Consider the following 17,689-nt stretch of genomic DNA (forward strand, 5'->3'; position numbering starts at 1 on the left):
TGGAATGCGCTCTACCCTGTGGGAGCGAGCCTGCTCGCGAAGGCGTCAGAACGTCTGCCCCAGATTCAGATAAACCGCCTGTTCGTCCGCATCATTCAAGCCATACGTGAAATTCAACGGCCCCAGCGGCGTGTCGAAGCCGATAAACACGCTCGCGGCGTTGATGTAGCCGCTGTCGAATTCGTTGTCGTTGTTCCACGCTCGACCACGTTCCAGTGAGGCGCCGGCGTACAGCGGAAAGTCCAGCGGTAAATATGAGCGCGGCGTCAGGCGCCGGTAATACACAGCGCGCATCAGGCTGACGTTCTGTCCGGACAGCGCATCCTCACGGAACCCCGACAACTGCCGCGCGCCGCCGAGCAGGAAGCTCGAAGTCACCACATTGGCATCGTCCAGCGTGCGGCCGTAGCGTCCGCCCAGAATCAGGGTGTCGGGCCCGTGGCTCATCGCCTTGTCGAATTTCGCTTCCCATTGGCGATAGCGATTGTCTGAACCCAGGCCCGGCTCGAACTGGGCGAACGTCAGGCTGACGTCTTTGCCCTCGTGCGGAAAATAGACGTTGTCCAGTGAGTCGTAGGAATACTTCACGGTATAGAAGCCTTCGTTGAAACTCTCGCTCGGCAGATCCTGATCGCCAATGCGCACGTCCGCCTTGCCCCAGGCCTGGCCGACGCCGAGCCGGACTTCACCGTTGTTGCCGATCTGCCGGCCAAGGTTGAGGCCGAAGCCGTACCGCTCGACGCGATACTGGGCGATCGGATCGTTATCCAGCACCGAGTCAACGTTCTGCGCCTCGAACGACGCATAGGGCGCGACGAAGTAACGCGAGCCGACGTCCAGCGGCTGATAAAACTCGCTGTACAGTTCCTGCTTGTCGCCGATCTGCGCGCGGGTCAGCCATTCCGCGCCGAGGCGGTTGATGCCGTTGACGCGATAACTGGCGCCGAGGTTGAAAGCACTGTCGCCGCGCATGTCGTCCGACAGATTCAAGCCGACGCGCAAATAATCGGTGCCGCTGCGCTTGCCGCTGGCACTGATGACCAAGGTGTGATCGTGGCCTTTGTGCACCACGCGGTAGCGCACTTGATCGAAGTAATCGAGGCCGTACAGCGTGCCCATGTCCGAATGCAGGCGGCCCAGGTCGAGCGGCGCGCCGATCGGCTGGCGGATGTAATAGCGAATCACGTCATCGTCGACTTTCGAATCGTTTTCGACGCGGATGGCGGTAATGATCGGCGTTCGCTGTCCCGGTTGGCGGGCGGCGTTGAGCTCGGCGTCCTGGGTTTCGGTCGGCTTGAGTTGCGCCAGACGCGCATCGAGGATCCGCGTGGCGCGATAACCGGCATCGATCATCTCCTGCGCTTTGCCGAAATCAGTCACGCCGAACGCAGCCAGCGCAGGCTGAATCAGCACGTCATCGGCGTGCAGACTCGCCAGTTGTTCTTCGGAGTTGCGCCGGGTCATCAGGGTGATCGACTGATTGAGCACATCCACCACGGTGGTCAACTGCTTGCGATTGCGCAGCGGCGTGCCGATGTCGACGACGATGGCGATGTCGACGCCCATTTCCCGCGCGACATCCAGTGGAATGTTGTCGGTCATGCCGCCGTCCACCAGCAGGCGCCCATCGAGTTCGACCGGGGCGAACACTGCGGGGATCGACATGCTCGCGCGGATCACTTGCGGCAGGTGGCCCTTGCGAAACACCACTTTTTCGCCATTGGCGATGTCGGTGGTCACCGCGCGAAACGGGATCGGCAGTTTCTCGAAGTCGCGGGTGTCGCTGGTGTGGGCCAACAGGCTTTCCAGCAACAGCGCGAGATTCTGGCCCTGGATCACCCCTAACGGCAGGCCGAGACTGCCGTCGTCGCGAAAGCTCAGTTTCTGTTTGACCAGAAAATCGCGGTCGTCCTGCTTGCGTCGAAATGGCACGTCCTCACGCGGCGGTGCGTCGGACAGTGCAGCCTGCCAGTCGATGCTCAGGGCGAGCTTTTCCAATTCGTCAATCTTGTAGCCCGAAGCGTACAACCCACCGACCACCGCGCCCATGCTGGTGCCGGCAATCGCATCGATCTTGATGCCTTGTTCTTCCAGCGCCTTGAGCACGCCGATGTGTGCCAGCCCGCGCGCGGCACCACCGGACAGCACCAGGCCGACTTTCGGTCGTGGCGCTTCGCTGGCGTGAACCAGCAGGGGAAGGAAACCAAGTAACAGGCAAAACAGCAAACGGCGCATGGTGAGTCTCGGGGCAAGCGGTAAAGCCGGCTATTATAGCGGCGCCCTCTGTCTCAGGAGTTTCAGCGATCATGACCGTCGCCAAAGCCGAAGTTGTCATCACTTACTGCACCCAATGCCAGTGGCTGCTGCGCGCCGCATGGCTGGCCCAGGAGCTGCTCAGCACCTTCGCTGATGACCTGGGCAAAGTGTCATTGGTGCCGGGCACCGGCGGGGTGTTTCACATCACCTGTGCAGGCGTGCAGATCTGGGAGCGCAAGGCTGACGGTGGTTTCCCCGAGGCCAAGGTATTGAAGCAGCGAGTGCGCGATCAGATCGATCCGGACCGCGACCTCGGTCACAACGACCGCACTCAGTGAGAGGCGGCCTCGGCGGCGACGGTTTTCTTGTCGCCGCCGCCTGACATCCGCGCCGACACCACGATCGCGATGATGATCAGCGCGCCACCGATGAGCATGCGCAGGGTCGGGGTTTCGCTGAACAGCAGCCAGGCGAGGGTGATGCCGTAAACCGGCTCCATGGCGAACACCACCGCCGCCGTGCGCGCCTTGATCACCGCCAGACTGGCGACGAACAGGCTGTGCGCCACGCCCGTGCAGAACACCCCGAGCAGGGCGATCCACAACCAGTCCAGCGCTCGCACCTGACTCAACTGCGGCGCCGCCACCGGCAACAGACACAACGCCACGACGACGTTCTGGCACAAAGCCGCCTGCACCGCCGGGATGCGTCCGGAACTGGCGCGGTTGGTCAGCGACAGCAAGGAAAACAGCAGGCCGGACAACACTGCCCAAAGCAAGCCGACGGTCGCGCCGCTGGCCAGATCGAACGCCGGGGTCACCAGCACCAGACCGATGCTGACCAATACCACCAGGACGATTTCATTGGCGCGGATGCGTTCGCGGAAGATCAGTCCTTCGAGAATCACCGTGAACGCCGGGAAACTGGCAAAGCCCAACGTGGCGATGGCCACCCCGGCGATCTTCACCGATACGAAAAAACTCACCCAGTGGCCGGCCAGCAACACGCCGCTCAGCGCCAGACGCCGCCAGTCCACTGCCTGCAGCTTTTGCCAGCCGCTCTGACTGGCGAATCGCGCAAAGAAGGCCAGGGCAAGCACGGCGAAGGCCGCGCGGCCGAAAACGATGACCGCCGGTGATGCGGCAGCAAGTTTGCCGAACACACCGGTCAGGCCGAACATCAAAGCGCCGATATGCAGGGCGCCGAGGGCGGTACGCGGAGTCATTGCAATCCTTATCCAGACACGATTCGATTGTTGATCGTTCCCACGCAGGAGTGTGGGAACGATCATCGGGGCAGAACCAATTGCGCGCCAGTCTAAAGCGCTGTCGCCGCCGCGTCTGTCATCCGGCTCCTCAATTGGTGAACGATTTGCGCTGTCACACGACTGACTCACGCTTGTCACGGTCGATTAACCGGGTGGGCGCAAGCTGGCGAAAACATCGCAGAGGGTTGCCCATGACCAGCGCCGAGCTCGCCAGACCCAGTCGCAAACAACGGGTGCGAACCCTGTGGATTTCCGATGTGCATCTGGGCACGCGGGATTGCCAGGCCGAGCACTTGTCGCAATTTCTCAAGGGCTATCACGCCGACAAGGTCTATCTGGTCGGTGACATCATCGATGGCTGGAAACTGCGCAGCGGCATGTACTGGCCGCAAGCGCACACCAACGTCATCCGCCGCCTGCTGACCATGAGCAAGCGCGGCACCGAGGTGATTTACGTCACCGGCAATCATGATGAATTCCTGCGGCGCTATTCGAAGCTGATTCTGGGCAATATCCAGTTGGTCGACGAGGCGGTACACGTCACGGCGGACGGCCGGCATTTGCTGGTGATCCACGGCGATCAGTTCGATGTGATCACCCGCTATCACCGCTGGCTGGCGTTTCTTGGCGACTCGGCCTATGAATTCACCCTGACCCTCAACCGCTGGCTCAATCACTGGCGCGCCCGTTATGGCTACGGTTACTGGTCGCTGTCGGCGTACCTGAAACACAAGGTCAAGACCGCCGTCAGTTTCATCAGCGACTTTGAAGAAGCCATCGCCCACGAATGTGTGAAGCGCGAATTGCATGGTGTGGTCTGCGGGCACATTCACCATGCCGAGATTCGCAAGGTCGGCGAGGTGGATTACCTCAATTGCGGCGACTGGGTCGAATCGTGCACCGCGTTGATCGAGCATTGGGACGGCACGATCGAGTTGTATCGATTGGCGGATGCCCAGGCGCGGGAGGCGGAGCTCAGGGCTGCCAAAATTGCCGAAATCGCCTGAGCGAAAGAGAACCCTGTGGGAGCGAGCCTGCTCGCGAAGGCGTAGTGTCAGACAAAACTTATGTGCCTGATACAGCGCTTTCGCGAGCAGGCTCGCTCCCACATGTGTTTTCAGGCCGGGCTGTGTTCTTGCATCGCAGCCTTGTAAATCGAGTTCTTCGGCTGCGCAAACAGCCTTTCCATCATTGGCTCGAAGAAACTCAGCGGCAGCGTGTCGTACGCCGGATCAAACGCTGCCGCGTCGTATTTGGCGCAGAACTCGGCAGTCGCCTGGAACTGCGGATGATCCTTGAATTGCTCGCGCAAATGCCGGTCCATGCCCAGGTGATGAAAGAAGTAATAGCCCTGAAAGATGCCGTGCTTCTCCACCATCCACAGATTTTCCGCACTCACGAACGGCTTGAGAATCGCCGCGGCGATGTCCGGATGGTTGTAGGAGCCGAGGGTGTCACCAATGTCATGCAACAGCGCGCAGACCACGTATTCCTCGTCACGCCCGTCGCGAAAGGCGCGGGTCGCGGTTTGCAACGAGTGGGTCAGGCGATCCACCGGGAAACCCCCGAAGTCGCCTTCAAGCAGCTTCAAATGCGCGAGGAGCCGCGATGGCAGCTGTCTGGCATAGGCATTGAAATCGGCGGCGATAATCGCCCAGTCTTCCTCGGTGCCGTCCTTCATATGGGTGAAGCGAGCATGGGCATTCATTGGCAGATCCTCATTCAGAACGCCACGCGACCGAGAATCATGTCGCGGTACATGACGAAATCGCCGAACAGGCTGTACAGCGGATGCTGAAACGTCGCCGGGCGGTTTTTCTCGAAAAAGAAATGGCCGATCCAGGCAAAGCTGTAACCGGCCAGCGGCAAGGCCAGCAACAGCAGCCAGGCGCCCTTGGCGATGCTCAGGGCGAGAATGAAGATGACCAGAGAAGTGCCGATGAAATGCAGACGACGGCAGGTACTGTTGCTGTGCTCGGCGAGGTAATAAGGGTAGAACTCGGCGAAGCTGTTGAACTGCTTGATGTTTTCCACGACCGCGTTCTCTGTGGTGATTGTTCTGGCGACAAGTTGTGCGTCGGGTAGCTTATTTGAGTCTAGAGTGATCATTGGCGTGGGCCAGTGACAATCGGCGCCACTTTAGTATCCTTCGCAAATAGGGCGGTTATCTGCAGCCCGTCATGTAAAAGAATAACAACCATGAGCGAACGAACGACTTCTGCAAGCTGGGCGATGGGGATTGTCAAAGCACTGGAGATGGACGGCCTGGATTGCCGGGTTCTGTTCAAGCAACTGGGGCTGGATTTCAGCGCGCTCGAAGATCCGGATGCGCGTTTCCCGCAGGACTCCATGACCCGGCTCTGGCAGCGCGCGGTGGAGGTTTCCGGCAACCCGGCGATCGGCCTGAACATGGGCAAAGTGGTGCGCCCGGCCTCGTTTCACGTCGCCGGTTACGCGCTGATGTCGAGCAATACCCTGGCTGAAGGCTTCCAGCGCCTGGTGCGCTATCAGCGCATCATCGCCGAAAGCGCTGACCTGAGTTTTCGCCGGCTCGATGAAGGTTACGCGTTGATCCTGACTGTGCACGGCGATCATCTGCCGCCGACCCGGCAAAGTGCCGAAGCGTCGCTGGCCTGCGCACTGGCGCTGTGCGGCTGGCTGACCGGGCGTCCATTGCACCCGGTCAAAGTGTTGGTTCAGGGCGATCAACCAGCCAACCTGCAACCTTATAAAGAAGCCTTCCATGCACCGCTGGTGTTCAACGCGCCTTACGACGCGTTGATCTTCGAACGTGCCGATATGGAGGCGCCGCTGCCCACCGCCAACGAAGCCATGGCGCTGTTGCATGACCGTTTTGCCGGGGAATATCTGGCGCGGTTTTCCGAAAGTCGCGTGACGCACCGGGCACGCCAAGTGTTGTGTCGTTTGCTGCCCCAGGGCGAGCCCAAGCGCGACACCGTGGCTCAAACGTTGCATCTCTCCCAGCGCACTCTACAGCGGCGCTTACAGGAGGAAGGCACCAGTTTTCAGCAGTTGCTCGACGACACCCGGCGCGAACTCGCCGAACAATATCTGGCGCAACCGAGCATGACCTTGCTGGAAATCGCTTACTTGCTGGGCTTTGCCGACCCGAGCAACTTCTTCCGCGCCTTCCGCCGCTGGTTTGACACCACGCCCGGTGAATACCGCTTGCGCCTGACGCAAGTGCCAGACGCGGTCAATGACGCCAGAACGCCGGAATACACAGCACAAACACCGTAATGATCTCCAATCGGCCGAGCAGCATGCCGAACGACAGAATCCACTTCGCCGCATCCGGCAGCGTCGCGAAGTTGCCGGCCGGGCCGATGGTTTCGCCCAGACCCGGGCCGACGCCGGACACGGTACTGGCGGCGCCGGTCAGCGCGGTCATCCAGTCGACCCCGAGCAGCGACAGCAGCAGGGCGATCACGCAGATGGTGATGGCGAAGAAAAACGAGAAGGTCAGGATCGAACGGACAATTTCTTCGTCGAGGCGGTGACCGTTGTACTTCTGCTTGATCACCGCGCGCGGGTGGATCAGCTGATTGAGGTTGGCCTTGAGCAGGATGTAGGCGACCTGGAAACGGAAAATCTTGATCCCGCCCGCCGTCGAACCTGAGCAGCCGCCGACAAAGCCCAGATAGAAAAACAGCATCAGCGAGAAGTTGCCCCACAGGCTGTAGTCACCGAGGGCGAAGCCGGTGGTGGTGACCACCGAGGTCACGTTCAGCGCCACATGCCGCAGCGCTTCCAGCCAATGCAGCTTGGTGGTCCACCAGTACCAGGTGCCGAGCACCAGCCAGGTCACCAGCAGCATTGCCAGCAAACCCTGCACCTGTTGATCCCTGATCAACGCACGGCGGTTGCCGCGCAGCGTCGCCACGTACAGGGTGAACGGCAGGCTGCCGAGGATCATGATGACGATCGCCACCCAGTGCACCGCCGGTTGCGTCCACTTGGCCAGCGACTGGTCGGAGGTCGAGAAACCACCGGTGGAAATCGCCGACATCGCGTGGTTGATCGCATCGAACGGGCTCATTCCGGCCCACCAGAACGCCAGACTGCCGAGAATGGTGATGCCGACGTAGGCCGCCACAATCAACCGCGCCACCATGTGCGAACGCGGCATGACCTTCTCCGAGCGGTCCGAGGATTCGGTCTGGAACAGGCGCATGCCACCGATGCGCAGCAGCGGCAGAATCGCCACCGCCATGCCGATGAAGCCGATGCCGCCGATCCAGTGCAGCAGCGACCGCCACATCAGAATCCCCGGCGACATGTTGTCCAGGCCGTTGAGCACGGTGGAGCCGGTGGCGGTGATGCCGGACATGCTTTCGAAGAACGAGTCGGTGTAGCTGATGTGCTGGGTCAGCAGAAACGGCAGCGCGGCGAAAATGCACACCACCAGCCAGCTGCTGACTGTCAGCAGATACATGTCGCGCGGGCGCAGGTGAATGTGTTCCGGTCTGCCGGGTATCACCAGAGCGAGGCCGGCGACGAAGGTGATCATGCTCGCCCAGAGGAACGACGGCAGGTCGCTGGTGCGCTCGAAAATCACCAGCGTGGCCATCGGCACGACCATGGCCACAGCCAGGGTTATCAGGAAGATGCCGATGATAAAACCAATGATCCGTAAGGTCGGCAACGCCATGAAATCCGCTCGGGCTGGTGGGAGAAGGGCGCCATTCTACCTGTGGGGCAAGGCATGTAAACCGGCAGGCGCTGCGCAGATGAAGCTAGAATAGCCGCACATTTTTCAAAGGAGGTGGCCGATGCAGGCTCTCGACGCGTTGCTCAACCGTGTTTCCGTTCCCCGCCTGGTCGAACCGGCCCCCACTGCCGAGCAGCGCGAAGCCCTGTTCGGCGCGGCCTTGCGTGCCCCGGATCACGGACACTTGCAGCCGTACCGCTTTTTGACCGTCGAAGGCGCAGCGCGTGAGCAAATGGGCGAGTTGCTGGCCGAGGCGGCCCGCCAGCAGAGCGGCGAAGTCACCGAAGCGATGATCGACAAGGCCCGCAACGGCCCACTGCGCGCGCCGCTGGTGGTTGTGGTCATCGCGAAATTGCAGGAACACGTGAAATACCCGAAGGCCGAGCAGTTGCTCACGGCGGGGTGCGCGGCTCACGGGATTCTGCTGGCGGCGTATGCGCAGGGGATTGGCGCGGTGTGGCGCACCGGGGATCTGGCGTACTCGAAGCATGTGGCCGAAGGCCTGGGGCTGGTGGAAGGCGAGGAGGTGATCGCGTTCCTCTATCTCGGCACGCCGCAGAAAGAGCCGCGCGTGGCGGAGAAGGTTGATCTGGCTGAGTTCGTCAGCGCCTGGCCCGGTAAAGCCTGACCCCGATTTCAAACTGTGGGAGCGGGTCTGCTCGCGAAGACGCAGTGTCAGTGGTCATATTGGTTGACTGACACACCGCTTTCGCGAGCAGGCTCGCTCCCACAGTTTTTGCTTCAGGGCTGGACCACGACTCCCGGTATCAGCGGCAATTCCAGACTCGCCACAAAGCCGCCCTGCGGATGATTGGCCAGCGTTAGCGTGCCGCCATGCCGTTCCGCCGCGCGTTTGGCAATCGCCAGCCCCAGGCCATGCCCGGCAGCGGTCTGCCCCGGCGCCCGGTAGAACGGCTCGCCCAACTGACTCAGATGTTCGGTCTGCACTCCCGGCCCATGGTCGCGCACGCTGATGACAATTCGCTCACCCTGCCGCGCAGCCTGCAATTCGATCGGCTGATCGCTCGGGTTGAAGCGTTGGGCGTTGCGCAGCAGATTATCTACCGCGCGTTCGATCATCGTCGGCCAGCCTTTGAGATTCAGCTGCGGCTCGGCTTGCAGACGTACGGTCTGCTCGGGGGAGCTGAGCTGCGCATCCTTTTGCAGCGCGGCGAGCAACGCATTCAGGTCCACTTCTTCAGCGCTGGCGTTGTCGGCATCGACTCGCGCCAGCACCAGAATCTCACTGATCAAGGCCTCCAGCCGGTCGCATTCGCGGGTCAGCCGTGGCCACAGTTTTTCGCGCTCTTGCGGGTTGGCGCGCTCAGCCAAGGCCAACGCGATGCGCAGGCGCGCCAGGGGCGAACGCAATTCATGGGAGACATCCCGCAGCAACTGCCGCTGACTGCCGATCAGGCTTTGCAGGCGCGCGCCCATGCGGTTGAAATCGGTGGCGAGCACGCCGAATTCGTCACGGCGGTTGGCCAGTTTCGCCAGGCTGTTCTGCTGATAAGTGGTCTGCCCCAGATCATGCACCGCGCCGCGCAAGCGACTCAGTGGGCGAGTGATGGAAAAGGTCACGAGCAAACTGAACAGGGTCAGCACCACCAGCGCAATACCCAGCGCACTCAGCGGCCAGAGCAGGCTTTCGCGGTGCCAGGCGTCGAGTTCCGGGTGTGGGATGCGGTAGATGAACAGGTAGGTGTCACCGGTTTTTTCACTGGTGATCTCGTCGGTCAGACGCCGCCATGGTAGCCGGCGGTCATCGTTGTTCTGCCGCGCTTCGAATGCTGCGGCGCGGCGCGGGAAGGTGCCACGCACCACCGGATCGCCGGTTTCGTTAAGCACCTGAACGTCGATGTGATACTGGCGTTTGCGTTGTTCGAGGATGTCCTGGGCGGCTTCCTCGCCTTGGGTTTCGTAAGTCTGCGTCCATTCTGCGGCCAGTGTGTTGAGGCCGGGATGGCGGCTGAGAATCCATGCGTCCTGATTGAGCATGTGCCCGAGCAGGATCGACAGCCCTGCTACCAGAGCGATGGCCAGCCAGAAGCTCGCAAGAATCCGCCAGAACAGTGAACGCACAGAAATTCCTCGAAGATCACACCGTTCAAATGTGGGAGCGAGCCTGCTCGCGAAGGCGTAGTGTCAGTCAATCCATCCCTGGCTGATACACCGCCTTCGCGAGCAGGCTTGCTCCCACATTCGATTTGAATGGAACAGGCCCGACGATGTGAGTCGTCGGGCCCAGGGTCAAGCCATTATTGCGCCTTTTGCGCCTGCTGCGCTTTCCAGGCCTTGAACTCGGCCCATTCGGCGCGGCGTTCGGCGCGTTTCTTCTGGATCTCGTCGAACTGCTTCTGTTGCTCGGGCTTAAGCAGTGCACGGACATCGGACTCGGCTTTCTTGTGGTTGGCCGCGATCTCGTCCTTCATGGCTTTCTGGTCGGCCGGCGAGAGTTTTTCCAGGTACTTGTCGACCACCTGCTTACGCTCGTGCATCTGCTCGCCCATGATCTTGCGAATCTGCTCGCGCTGTTCGCGGGTCAGGTCGAGCTGGCTGTACGGGCCTTTGCCGTGCATGCCGCCGTGCATCTGACCACCGTGGCGCGGGCCATCCAGTGGACCACCCAGCGGACCGCCATCCTGCGGCATGGCCATGGCCACGGTTGGCAGAGCGGCAGCGAACATCAGAGCGATAAGAGTCTTGCGCATGGTGTATCTCCTTGTCTCGTTCCCGGTACGTTCCGGATGAGTTCAGATTACGCAGATCAAGGTCAGCGGCGGTCAGCGCAGCGTAAAGCTTCGGTAAAGACGCTTCGTGCCCGGCCTTACACATATTCAGTGCAGGTGATGCTGAAGGCTGCGATCTTTTGGATAATGCACGGGCCGAGGCTGTGATCACTCCTTTAAACGACATTGTCGCTCAGCGAAAGAACAACGGCTGCGTGCCTTAACAAAGCGAATACCGAGCTTCCCTATGACTAATAAAACGTTTACCAGGCAACTCGGCCCATGGCTGATGGCAGCTTTATCGGTCAATGCGATTTTTTTGGCTTTCCTGATTTTTGATCATGGTTCGCAGGGGCACGATATGAAGATGATCAAAACTAAAGAACCGTTGCTGATCGAGGGCCCAATCGGCGACGAAAATTACTACGTGCTGCCGCAGGGTACTACGCTATATCACGATAAAAGCTTTCCTGAAGGGCATGATCGTTATGTGGTGTATCTCAATCATAAGGGTACGATTGCCCACGAAGAAGTACCGATGAAGCCTGAGTACGGCGGTTCTTTCATTGATCCGCTCTGGCTGGCAAATGTTGATGCGAATACTTTGCAAGAAATATTCAAGCGTTTCCCACTTTCCAAAAAAGACATTGCCGCTGCCATTAAGGCCAACGAGATAACCAAGGACGATTTGGCCGACATTATTCGTTCGATGCCCGATTAACCACTGCAAAGCCACCGATGGCTGCATTCCCATACAGAGCGTGGAAAAGATCAGATCCCCTCTGGAGTGAGGCTGCTCGCGATGGCACAAGAGTGTGTTGACTGACACACCGCCATCGCGAGTAGGCTCACTCCTACACGGCGCAGGTCTTATAAGCTGTAGTAGTAACCACGGCTACGCAGCGCGACGATGCGTGGGCGGCCGTCGGGGTGGGGGCCGATTTTTTTGCGCAGGTTGCTGACGTGCATGTCGAGGCTGCGGTCGTACAGGGTCAGCTTGCGGCCGAGGGCCAGTTGCGCCAGTTCTTGTTTGTCCAGCGGCTCGCCGGGTTGCTTGAGCAGGGCTTCGAGCAGGCGGCTTTCAGAGACGGTCAGGGTCAGTTCTTTTTCGTCGATGCTGACCACGCCGCGCACCGGGCTGAAACTTAGATCACCCAGCTCAAGTTGCGTCGATACGGCGGCGGGATGGCTGCGCCGCAACACGGCGCGCAGGCGCGCGGTCAGTTCGCGGGGGTCGCAGGGTTTGGCCAGGTAATCGTCGGCGCCCAGTTCGAGGCCGAGGATGCGGTCCAGCGGTTCGCCACGCGCTGACAGCATCAGCACCGGCAGGTCGGCGTGGTCGTTGCGCAGTTGCTTGAGCAGTTCCAGACCGCTGCCGTCGGGCAGCATCACGTCCAGCACTACCGCCGCCGGGGCGGTTTCGGCCAACGCCTTGCGCGCGCTCTGGCCGTCGTGGCAGGCGCGTACCTGGAAGCCTTCCTGGCTCAACCAGCTACTCAGGAGTTCGCACAACTCCTGGTCATCATCAATCAGTAACAGCTCGCTCATGACTCACTCAATTTAGCCATTGCCGACGTTTTCGGCTTGCACCACTGGCAAAGATACCGCAGAGCAGCGCCAATAGCGCTACCCCGGCGCCAGTGACGAACCACTGCTGTTGATCGGTCAGCAAACGCGGCAACGGGCTGGCCTGGGCTTCCTTGAGTTGCAGCTTCAGACGCTGGTTCTCCTGGCGCAGCCGGGCGAGCTGGGCGCTTTCGCGGGTGTTGTCGGCATTCTGCAGTTGTTTGTTCAGTTCTTCGCGCTGCTGTTCACTGGCCTTGAGCCGCTGTTGCAGCTCGGTGATCTGGCTGCCGGCGCTCAATGACAATGGCGTGGAGCTGCCGCCTTCGGTGGTTTCCTCACCATGGGCGGGCGCCATGATCGACAACGTGAGCAACATCAGACACAACGGACCCTTGCGCATCGCGACACCTGTTTCCAAATGGATATTGGGCAGGTTGTCGGCAGGCAAACGAGAATAATGAGCGATTGAGATGGGTGAGAAGCGAGAAGGTTCAGTGCGCAGGACGTGATGTTAGTGGCTGACAAATAATTCGTGGCTGATGAATATTCTGTGGCGAGGGGATTTAGCGAAACGTCGCACCGCCCCGTTGGGCTGCGTAGCAGTCCTGAAATGGGAGCATGCGGTGTGTCAGACACACCGCGTTGGATGGGTATTGGGGCGGCTTCGCCACCCAGCGGGGATGAATCCCCTCGCCACATAAAACCCGTCGGCATTTCAATAGCGGGATTACGGCAGGACTTGCTTGAACGGCTTGACGATCACATTGGCGTAAACGCCAGCGGCGATGTACGGATCGGCATCGGCCCAGGCCTGTGCGGCGCTGAGGGAGTCGAACTCGGCGACGATCAGGCTGCCGGTGAAACCCGCTGCGCCCGGATCATTGCTGTCGACGGCCGGGTGCGGGCCGGCCAGCACGATGCGGCCTTCGCCCTTGAGCGCTTGCAGGCGTTCCAGATGTGCCGGACGCACGGACAGGCGGGCTTCGAGCGAGTTGGCAACGTCGGTGGCAATGATGGCGTAGAGCATGTCAGTCCTCGGTTTTTGGCGTTGTGGTATCGGTGTCATGCAGGTGGCGCGACAGGTAGATGCCCTGTACAACCAGGAACAGCACGGTCATGCCCAGGCTGCCGAATACCTTGAAATCAACCCAGATGCTCTGGAAGGTGAAGGCAACGAACAGGTTGGCGGCGCCGCAGAACAGGAAGAACGCGATCCAGGCGATGTTCAGGCGCGTCCAGACCGGGTCCGGCAGGGTCAGCGCGTGGCCCATGATGCGTTTGATCAGCAGGCGGTCACCGATGAAGTGGCTGCCGATGAAGGCCGCAGCGAACAGCCAGTTGACCACCGGCGCCTTCCATTTCAGGAAGGTTTCGCTGTGGAAGGCCAGCGTCAGGCTGCCGAATACCAGGCAGGCAATCAGCGTCAGCCACTGGCTCTTTTCCAGCTTGCGCTGCTTGATGAACAGCGCGCCGTACACCACCAGGGAGCTGATGATCAGCATCGCCGTGGCGCTGTAGATACCGCCTACGGTCACTTGCTGGCCAGCAATGTCGACGACCCGTGGATCAAGTTTGTAAACGATGAAGAACAGCAGAAGCGGGATGAAATCGATGAATTGTTTCACAGTGAGAGCCAGAAGCTGGATGTGGCGGCATAATAACAAACATATGGGCGCGCGATAGCGCCAGCTGATTTGAGGTTACAACTCCCCGTGAATGTTGATTTGCACTGCCACAGCACGGCCTCCGACGGCGCACTGGCGCCCGCGGTTCTGGTTGCGCGTGCGTTCGAAAATGGCGTGCGAGTCCTGGCGTTGACCGACCACGACACCCTTGAGGGGCTCGCCGAGGCGCGTACTGCCGCCACCGAGTTGGGCATGCAACTGGTCAACGGCGTCGAATTGTCCTGCACCTGGGGCGGGGCGACCATTCATGTGCTGGGCTACGGTTTCGACGTCAACGCCGCGCCGTTGGTCGAAGCAATCGCCAAATTGCACGATGGCCGCTGGCTGCGGTCGGAAGAAATAAGCCGCAAGCTCGCCCTCAAGGGCATGCCCGGTGCCCTCGACGGCGCCCGGCAGATCCAGCAGGAGCTGGGTGACAGCGGCAACGCGCCGGCCCGGCCGCATTTCGCCGACTGGATGGTGCGTGAAGGTTATGTAAAGGATCGCGCCGAGGCGTTTCGCAAATGGCTCGGCGCCGGCAAGCTCGGCGACGTCAAGCTGCACTGGCCGACCCTGGAAGACACCGTCGGCACCCTGCGCGCCGCCGGTGCCTGGGTCAGCCTGGCGCATCCCTGGCACTACGATTTCACCCGTAGCAAGCGCCGAAAGCTGATTGCCGACTATATTCAAGCAGGCGGGCATGCTATCGAGGTGGTCAATGGCCATCAGCCCGCAGAGCAGGTGGGCAGCCTGGCGATCCTTGCCCGTGAGTTCGGTCTGCTGGTCAGCGCCGGCAGTGACTTCCATGGCCCTGGCGGCTGGTCCGAGATCGGCCAGTACCGGCCGGTTCCCGAGGACCTTCCACCCCTGTGGTGTCGGTTCAAACATGACACAGATATTGCCGCCGTCTGAACAGGTAGAGAACGTGAGTCAATTTTTCCAGATACATCCGGAAAACCCGCAAGCGCGCCTGATCAAACAGGCGGTCGAGATCATCCGCAAGGGCGGGGTGGTGATTTATCCCACGGACTCGTCCTACGCCATCGGTTGCCAGATCGGCGACAAGACCGCCATCGAGCGCGTGCGACGTCTGCGTCAGCTCGATGAAAAACACAACTTCGCGCTGATCTGCAGCGACCTGTCGCAGCTGGGCAATTACGCCAAGATCGACACCGGCACCTTCCGCATTCTCAAGGCGCACCTGCCAGGGCCGTACACCTTTATTCTCAATGCCACCCGCGAAGTGCCGCGCCTGTTGCTGCATCCGAAGAAGCGCACCATCGGCCTGCGCGTGCCCAGCCATCCGATCGCTTTGGCCCTGCTGGCCGAACTCGGCGAGCCGCTGATGAGCGTGACGCTGATCATGCCCGGCGACGAAGACCCACTCAGCGATCCCTACGAAATGCGCCAGTTGCTTGAGCATCAGGTCGATCTGATCATCGACGGCGGCTTTGGCGGTATCAAGGCCTCGACGGTGATTGACCTGACCGGCGACGACCCGGAAGTGGTCCGCGTCGGTTGCGGCGATCCGACGCCGTTCATGGTCGAGGCCTGAATGTCCGCAGTGGAAACCGTGGTCGATCCCCAGGCCGGCGCCCAGCAGGAACTGCCGTTCGCGATGGTCTATGGCCAAGCGGTCATGGAAATGCCGCTGGACTTGTACATCCCGCCGGATGCGCTGGAAGTCTTTCTTGAAGCCTTCGAAGGTCCGCTCGACCTGCTGCTGTACCTGATCCGCAAACAGAACATCAATATTCTCGACATCCCGGTGGCGGAAATCACCCGCCAGTACATGGGCTACGTCGAGTTGATGCAATCGGTGCGTCTGGAGCTGGCCGCCGAGTATCTGGTGATGGCGGCGATGCTCGCCGAGATCAAATCGCGCATGCTTCTGCCGCGCGCCGAAACCGTCGAAGACGAAGAAGACGACCCGCGCGCTGAACTGATCCGCCGCTTGCAGGAATACGAGCGCTTCAAGGCCGCTGCCGAAGGCATCGACGGTCTGAGTCGGGTCGGTCGCGATGTGATCGTGCCCAAGCTCGACGCACCGGAAGCGCGGGCGCGCAAGCTGTTGCCCGACGTCGCGCTGGAAGAGATTCTGATGTGCATGGCCGAAGTCCTGCGCCGTGGCGACATGTTCGAAAGCCACCAGGTCAGCCGTGAAGCGCTGTCCACCCGCGAGCGCATGAGTGATGTGCTGGAACGGCTCAAGGGCGGCGGCTTCGTGCCGTTTGTCGAGCTGTTCACCGCCGAAGAAGGCCGCCTCGGTGTGGTGGTGACCTTTATGGCGATCCTTGAACTGGTCAAGGAATCCTTGGTCGAGCTGGTGCAGAATGAGCCGTTCGCTGCGATCCACGTGCGAGCCCGAGCCGAATAACGAGTCCCTGTATGAACCTGACTGAACCCCGCGAGCTGGCGCCCCTGCTTGAAGCCTTTCTGTTGGCCTCGGGAAAGCCGCAATCCCTTGAGCGCCTGTTTGAACTGTTCGAAGAAGGCGAGCGGCCGGAGCCGGCGGTCTTCAAGAAAGCCCTGACCCTGCTCGGCAAGTCCTGCGAGGGCCGCGCCTTTGAGCTCAAGGAAGTCTCGTCGGGCTATCGCTTGCAGATCCGCGAGAAGTTCTCGCCGTGGGTCGGCCGTCTCTGGGAAGAGCGCCCGCAGCGCTATTCCCGCGCCTTGCTGGAAACCATCGCGTTGATCGCCTATCGCCAGCCGATCACCCGCGGCGAAATCGAAGATGTGCGGGGCGTGGCGGTCAACAGCAACATCGTCAAGACCTTGCTCGAGCGTGAGTGGATTCGCGTCGTCGGCTATCGCGACGTGCCGGGCAAACCGGCGATGTTCGCCACGACCAAGGCGTTTCTCGACCACTTCAACCTGAAGAACCTCGAAGACCTGCCGCCGCTGGCCGAACTGCGCGAGATGGAAGCCGAACCGGTGCTCGACTTCGACGACGTGCCGGTGCCGCAGAGTCTGCAGGAACTGGCCGACGCCAGCGCCGAGCCGGAGGAGGAGAAGGAGGAAACCAGTTTCCATTCCCTGCTGCTGGAGCTGGACAGCATGGAGGAGGGGATCAAGACCGACTTCGACGACTTGCTGCGTGATGCGGTGGATGGCGAAGCGCCGGTCTCTGAGCCTGAGATCACTGAGCCGGTTGTTGAAGGCGAAGTTGAACTTGAAGGCGCGCTCGACGCGGAACCGGAAGAAGATATTCTCGGTGTCGCCGAGGCTCGCGAGAAACTGTTGGCCGCCGTTGCCGCGCTTGAACAGCCAGAACCGGAACTCAGCGAAGAAGAAGCCGAAGCCCGCGCACTGGCTGAGGCAATCGAAGCCGAACGGCGCGAGTTCGAAGAATGACGCCTATCGAGAAACCAATGTAGACCCTTGTGGGAGCGAGCCTGCTCGCGAAGGCGGTGTGTCAGATACATCAATGCTGGATGACACTGCGCCTTCGCGAGCAGGCTCGCTCCCACAGGGT

The 17,689-nt window shown here is 60.8% G+C and carries 20 protein-coding genes; 9 read left to right on the plus strand and 11 right to left on the minus strand.

Annotation, left to right across the window (positions count from 1 at the left end; genetic code table 11):
* Positions 1-45 precede the first annotated feature (45 nt).
* Positions 46-2,235, minus strand: coding sequence for a patatin-like phospholipase family protein (locus tag ACZ0AZ_RS16425; RefSeq protein WP_310407280.1), 2,190 nt, complete (start codon positions 2,233-2,235; stop codon positions 46-48).
* 71 nt (positions 2,236-2,306) lie between these two features.
* On the opposite strand from ACZ0AZ_RS16425, the gene ACZ0AZ_RS16430 reads away from it, so the two are divergent.
* Complete coding sequence (locus ACZ0AZ_RS16430; protein ID WP_016771139.1) at positions 2,307-2,594, plus strand: Rdx family protein; 288 nt, start codon at positions 2,307-2,309, stop codon at positions 2,592-2,594.
* On the opposite strand, the gene ACZ0AZ_RS16435 is transcribed toward ACZ0AZ_RS16430, so the two are convergent.
* On the minus strand, positions 2,588-3,481 hold the full coding sequence (locus ACZ0AZ_RS16435) for a DMT family transporter (protein ID WP_129999000.1): 894 nt from the start codon (positions 3,479-3,481) through the stop codon (positions 2,588-2,590). The two genes, ACZ0AZ_RS16430 and ACZ0AZ_RS16435, sit on opposite strands and share 7 nt — an antisense overlap.
* Before the next feature lie 233 nt (positions 3,482-3,714).
* Between ACZ0AZ_RS16435 and ACZ0AZ_RS16440 the strand changes: the two genes are divergently transcribed.
* On the plus strand, positions 3,715-4,530 hold the full coding sequence (locus ACZ0AZ_RS16440; protein ID WP_129999001.1) for a UDP-2,3-diacylglucosamine diphosphatase: 816 nt from the start codon (positions 3,715-3,717) through the stop codon (positions 4,528-4,530).
* Positions 4,531-4,640: 110 nt separating this feature from the next.
* Here the strand turns inward: ACZ0AZ_RS16440 and ACZ0AZ_RS16445 are convergent, their stop codons facing one another.
* The gene (locus tag ACZ0AZ_RS16445; RefSeq protein WP_039761064.1) at positions 4,641-5,231 is read right to left on the minus strand and encodes an HD domain-containing protein; all 591 of its coding nucleotides are present in this window, start codon (positions 5,229-5,231) and stop codon (positions 4,641-4,643) included.
* A gap of 14 nt (positions 5,232-5,245) precedes the next feature.
* Positions 5,246-5,557: an Mpo1-like protein gene (locus tag ACZ0AZ_RS16450; RefSeq protein ID WP_039761067.1), complete on the minus strand. Its 312-nt coding sequence runs from the start codon at positions 5,555-5,557 to the stop codon at positions 5,246-5,248.
* 165 nt (positions 5,558-5,722) lie between these two features.
* On the opposite strand from ACZ0AZ_RS16450, the gene ACZ0AZ_RS16455 reads away from it, so the two are divergent.
* On the plus strand, positions 5,723-6,784 hold the full coding sequence (locus ACZ0AZ_RS16455) for an AraC family transcriptional regulator (protein WP_205884335.1): 1,062 nt from the start codon (positions 5,723-5,725) through the stop codon (positions 6,782-6,784).
* On the opposite strand, the gene ACZ0AZ_RS16460 is transcribed toward ACZ0AZ_RS16455, so the two are convergent.
* Positions 6,741-8,195 (minus strand): TrkH family potassium uptake protein, encoded by a 1,455-nt coding sequence (locus ACZ0AZ_RS16460; protein ID WP_024012066.1) that lies wholly within the window; start codon positions 8,193-8,195, stop codon positions 6,741-6,743. The genes ACZ0AZ_RS16455 and ACZ0AZ_RS16460 overlap by 44 nt on opposite strands.
* Positions 8,196-8,316: 121 nt before the next feature.
* On the opposite strand from ACZ0AZ_RS16460, the gene ACZ0AZ_RS16465 reads away from it, so the two are divergent.
* Positions 8,317-8,883 carry a nitroreductase family protein gene (locus ACZ0AZ_RS16465; protein WP_122752062.1) on the plus strand — a complete coding sequence of 189 codons (567 nt, stop codon included), beginning with the start codon at positions 8,317-8,319 and terminating at the stop codon, positions 8,881-8,883.
* A gap of 113 nt (positions 8,884-8,996) precedes the next feature.
* On the opposite strand, the gene ACZ0AZ_RS16470 is transcribed toward ACZ0AZ_RS16465, so the two are convergent.
* A complete protein-coding gene (locus ACZ0AZ_RS16470) occupies positions 8,997-10,337 on the minus strand; it encodes a sensor histidine kinase (protein WP_129999004.1) in 1,341 nt (446 codons plus the stop codon).
* A 176-nt stretch (positions 10,338-10,513) separates the two neighbouring features.
* On the minus strand, positions 10,514-10,966 hold the full coding sequence (locus ACZ0AZ_RS16475; protein ID WP_042607494.1) for a Spy/CpxP family protein refolding chaperone: 453 nt from the start codon (positions 10,964-10,966) through the stop codon (positions 10,514-10,516).
* A gap of 265 nt (positions 10,967-11,231) precedes the next feature.
* Here ACZ0AZ_RS16475 and ACZ0AZ_RS16480 point away from each other — a divergent pair, with 265 nt between their 5' ends.
* A complete protein-coding gene (locus ACZ0AZ_RS16480) occupies positions 11,232-11,705 on the plus strand; it encodes a hypothetical protein (protein ID WP_110645043.1) in 474 nt (157 codons plus the stop codon).
* Positions 11,706-11,854: 149 nt separating this feature from the next.
* Here the strand turns inward: ACZ0AZ_RS16480 and ACZ0AZ_RS16485 are convergent, their stop codons facing one another.
* The 4 genes from ACZ0AZ_RS16485 to ACZ0AZ_RS16500 all read right to left on the minus strand — a co-directional run bounded on the left by ACZ0AZ_RS16485 (position 11,855) and on the right by ACZ0AZ_RS16500 (position 14,175).
* A complete protein-coding gene (locus ACZ0AZ_RS16485; protein ID WP_016771129.1) occupies positions 11,855-12,532 on the minus strand; it encodes a response regulator transcription factor in 678 nt (225 codons plus the stop codon).
* Between the two features lie 7 nt (positions 12,533-12,539).
* Positions 12,540-12,950, minus strand: a complete 411-nt coding sequence (locus tag ACZ0AZ_RS16490; protein ID WP_039761083.1) for an SH3 domain-containing protein — start codon at positions 12,948-12,950, stop codon at positions 12,540-12,542.
* A gap of 327 nt (positions 12,951-13,277) precedes the next feature.
* A complete protein-coding gene (locus ACZ0AZ_RS16495) occupies positions 13,278-13,577 on the minus strand; it encodes a YciI family protein (protein WP_415763341.1) in 300 nt (99 codons plus the stop codon).
* A gap of 1 nt (position 13,578) precedes the next feature.
* Positions 13,579-14,175: a septation protein A gene (locus ACZ0AZ_RS16500; protein WP_310407267.1), complete on the minus strand. Its 597-nt coding sequence runs from the start codon at positions 14,173-14,175 to the stop codon at positions 13,579-13,581.
* A gap of 87 nt (positions 14,176-14,262) precedes the next feature.
* Here ACZ0AZ_RS16500 and ACZ0AZ_RS16505 point away from each other — a divergent pair, with 87 nt between their 5' ends.
* The 4 genes from ACZ0AZ_RS16505 (at position 14,263) to scpB (ending at position 17,568) form a co-directional block, all read left to right on the plus strand.
* The gene (locus ACZ0AZ_RS16505; protein WP_039761090.1) at positions 14,263-15,126 is read left to right on the plus strand and encodes a PHP domain-containing protein; all 864 of its coding nucleotides are present in this window, start codon (positions 14,263-14,265) and stop codon (positions 15,124-15,126) included.
* Between the two features lie 13 nt (positions 15,127-15,139).
* Entirely contained in the window at positions 15,140-15,769 is a 630-nt protein-coding gene (locus ACZ0AZ_RS16510) for an L-threonylcarbamoyladenylate synthase (RefSeq protein ID WP_016771124.1), read from the plus strand.
* Positions 15,770-15,892: 123 nt separating this feature from the next.
* Positions 15,893-16,591, plus strand: coding sequence for a segregation and condensation protein A (locus ACZ0AZ_RS16515; protein ID WP_172828192.1), 699 nt, complete (start codon positions 15,893-15,895; stop codon positions 16,589-16,591).
* An 11-nt stretch (positions 16,592-16,602) separates the two neighbouring features.
* Positions 16,603-17,568, plus strand: a complete 966-nt coding sequence (gene scpB / locus ACZ0AZ_RS16520; protein WP_463537747.1) for an SMC-Scp complex subunit ScpB — start codon at positions 16,603-16,605, stop codon at positions 17,566-17,568.
* Positions 17,569-17,689: the final 121 nt, after the last annotated feature.

The sequence above is a fragment of the Pseudomonas sp. AC239 genome (assembly GCF_979258545.1).

What these genes read in the sequence shown, in the direction of transcription:
- ACZ0AZ_RS16425 (WP_310407280.1), bottom strand. Translation starts at nt 2,235, where the DNA reads ATGCGCCGTTTGCTGTTTTGCCTGTTACTTGGTTTCCTTCCCCTGCTG.
- ACZ0AZ_RS16430 (WP_016771139.1), top strand. Translation starts at nt 2,307, where the DNA reads ATGACCGTCGCCAAAGCCGAAGTTGTCATCACTTACTGCACCCAATGC.
- ACZ0AZ_RS16435 (WP_129999000.1), bottom strand. Translation starts at nt 3,481, where the DNA reads ATGACTCCGCGTACCGCCCTCGGCGCCCTGCATATCGGCGCTTTGATG.
- ACZ0AZ_RS16440 (WP_129999001.1), top strand. Translation starts at nt 3,715, where the DNA reads ATGACCAGCGCCGAGCTCGCCAGACCCAGTCGCAAACAACGGGTGCGA.
- ACZ0AZ_RS16445 (WP_039761064.1), bottom strand. Translation starts at nt 5,231, where the DNA reads ATGAATGCCCATGCTCGCTTCACCCATATGAAGGACGGCACCGAGGAA.
- ACZ0AZ_RS16455 (WP_205884335.1), top strand. Translation starts at nt 5,723, where the DNA reads ATGAGCGAACGAACGACTTCTGCAAGCTGGGCGATGGGGATTGTCAAA.
- ACZ0AZ_RS16460 (WP_024012066.1), bottom strand. Translation starts at nt 8,195, where the DNA reads ATGGCGTTGCCGACCTTACGGATCATTGGTTTTATCATCGGCATCTTC.
- ACZ0AZ_RS16465 (WP_122752062.1), top strand. Translation starts at nt 8,317, where the DNA reads ATGCAGGCTCTCGACGCGTTGCTCAACCGTGTTTCCGTTCCCCGCCTG.
- ACZ0AZ_RS16475 (WP_042607494.1), bottom strand. Translation starts at nt 10,966, where the DNA reads ATGCGCAAGACTCTTATCGCTCTGATGTTCGCTGCCGCTCTGCCAACC.
- ACZ0AZ_RS16480 (WP_110645043.1), top strand. Translation starts at nt 11,232, where the DNA reads ATGACTAATAAAACGTTTACCAGGCAACTCGGCCCATGGCTGATGGCA.
- ACZ0AZ_RS16485 (WP_016771129.1), bottom strand. Translation starts at nt 12,532, where the DNA reads ATGAGCGAGCTGTTACTGATTGATGATGACCAGGAGTTGTGCGAACTC.
- ACZ0AZ_RS16490 (WP_039761083.1), bottom strand. Translation starts at nt 12,950, where the DNA reads ATGCGCAAGGGTCCGTTGTGTCTGATGTTGCTCACGTTGTCGATCATG.
- ACZ0AZ_RS16495 (WP_415763341.1), bottom strand. Translation starts at nt 13,577, where the DNA reads ATGCTCTACGCCATCATTGCCACCGACGTTGCCAACTCGCTCGAAGCC.
- scpB (WP_463537747.1), top strand. Translation starts at nt 16,603, where the DNA reads ATGAACCTGACTGAACCCCGCGAGCTGGCGCCCCTGCTTGAAGCCTTT.